Origin of the sequence: Actinomadura geliboluensis, from assembly GCF_005889745.1 — a bacterium.
GTDB classification, from domain to species: Bacteria; Actinomycetota; Actinomycetes; order Streptosporangiales; family Streptosporangiaceae; genus Spirillospora; species Spirillospora geliboluensis.
The window spans coordinates 1-2,199 of the sequence record NZ_VCKZ01000680.1; the positions used below are offsets into that span (position 1 = coordinate 1).

At 71.1% G+C, this 2,199-nt stretch carries 1 protein-coding gene; it reads left to right on the forward strand.

Annotated elements, in window-relative coordinates:
• Window positions 1–31: 31 nt before the first annotated feature.
• The gene (locus ETD96_RS43425) at window positions 32–2,050 is read left to right on the forward strand and encodes a flotillin family protein (RefSeq protein ID WP_138642295.1); all 2,019 of its coding nucleotides are present in this window, start codon (window positions 32–34) and stop codon (window positions 2,048–2,050) included.
• Window positions 2,051–2,199 lie beyond the last annotated feature (149 nt).

The following is a 2,199-nucleotide window of genomic DNA, read 5'->3' on the forward strand; positions in this document are numbered from 1 at the left end:
ACCTCGTTCCCCCCAGCAGAGAGGGATCCCCTTGGACACCATCACCATCGGAGCCGGTGTGCTCCTCGCGCTCGCCCTGCTCATCGCCCTCGGCCTCGTGCTGATGGTGACCCGGCTGTTCCGCAAGGTCGACCAGGGCCGGGCGCTGATCATCTCCAAGCTCAAGAGGGTCGACGTCACCTTCACCGGCGCGATCGTTCTGCCCGTCCTGCACCGGGCCGAGCTGATGGACATCTCGGTCAAGACGATCGAGATCGAGCGGACCGGCCGGGACGGGCTGATCTGCAAGGACAACATCCGCGCCGACATCCGCATCACGTTCTTCGTCCGCGTCAACAAGACCGTCGAGGACGTCATCAAGGTCGCGCAGGCCATCGGGACCGAGCGCGCCAGCAGCCAGGAGACGCTCCAGGAGCTGTTCGCGGCGAAGTTCTCCGAGGCGCTGAAGACCGTCGGCAAGCACCTCGACTTCGCCGACCTCTACACCCGCCGCAACGAGTTCCGCGACCACATCATCCAGGTCATCGGCACGGACCTGAACGGCTACAGCCTGGAGGACGCGGCGATCGACTACCTGGAGCAGACGCCGCTGCTGTCGCTCGACAAGTCCAACATCCTGGACGCGCAGGGCATCCGGAAGATCACCGAGCTGACCGCGATCGAGCACGTCCGCACCAACGAGTACACCCGCAACGAGGAGAAGGAGATCACCCGCCAGAACGTGGAGGCGCGCGAGGCGATCCTGGAGCTGGAGCGCCGCCAGGCCGACGCCGAGCTCCGCCAGGAGCGCGAGATCGAGACCGTCCGGGCCCGCGAGCAGGCGGAGATCGAGCGGGTCAAGGCCGAGGAGCGGCTCCGCGCGCAGACCGCGCACATCCGCACCGACGAGCAGCTCGGCGTCCAGCACGAGAACAAGGAGCGCGAGATCTCCGTCGCGGCGAAGAACAAGGAGCGCGTCCTCGCGATCGAGAGCGAGCGCATCGAGAAGGACCGGCTGCTGGAGGTCATCGGCCGCGAGCGGGAGACGGAGCTGACCCGCATCGCCGCCGACAAAGAGGTCGAGGCCGAGAAGCGGGAGATCGCGAACGTCGTCCGGGAGCGCATCGCGGTCGAGCGGACCGTCGCCGAGCAGGAGGAGGGCATCAAGCGGCTCCGCGCGGTCGAGGAGGCCGAGCGCGCCCGCCAGTCGGTGATCATCCACGCGGAGGCCGAGGCTCAGGAGAACCTCGTCAAGGACATCAAGGCCGCGGAGGCGGCGGAGGCCGCCGCGCAGCACCGCGCCCGCGAGGAGCTGACGATGGCGCAGGCGCGGCAGGAGGCCGCGGAGATGGACGCGCAGGCCAAGATCCGGCTGGCCGAGGGGCTGCGCGCGGAGGCCGCCGCGGCCGGGCTCGCCGAGGTCCAGGTGCGCGAGCGCGACGCCGACGCCATCGAGAAGGTCGGCCGCGCCGAGGCCGCGGCCGCGACGGAGATGGCGGCGGCGGAGGCCGCCCGGATCCGCGAGACGCTGCGCGCCGAGGCCGAGGGCCTCACCGAGAAGGCCGGCGCGATGGCCGCGCTGGACGAGGCGTCCCGCCAGCACGAGGAGTACCGGCTGCGGCTGGAGGCGGAGAAGGACGTCCGGCTCGCCGGGATCGAGGTGCAGCGGCAGGTCGCGGAGGCGCAGGCCACCGTCCTCGCCACCGGGCTGGAGCAGGCCGACATCAACATCGTCGGCGGCGACAGCGTCTTCTTCGACCGGCTCGTCGGGTCGATCGCGCTCGGCAAGAGCGTCGACGGGTTCGTGCAGAACTCGGAGGTGGCGCGGTCCCTCGCCGGGCCGTGGCTGGACGGGACGTCGTCCTTCACCGACGACATGGCCCGGCTGCTCGGCTCGATCGACGCCGGCGGCGTCCGCGACCTGACCCTCTCGGCGCTGCTGCTGCGGCTGATCAAGTCGGGCGGCCCGGAGGCGCAGGGCCTCCAGGACCTGCTGGACGCCGCGCGGCGCCTCGGCGTCGCCGACGCACCGCTGTCGGAGCTCAATGGAACCGCCGTGACCGCGAATTGATCCAAGACCTGCGACGGGTCGCCGGCACCGGGGGCCGCCGAGGCCGGCGACCCGTCGCAGCCCACCGAACCCCCTCGCGCGACCGGTGCGCGGGCGAGGCGCCGCCATCACAGCGACACGCAGACGGGAGAGATGGGTGAGCATGGTCG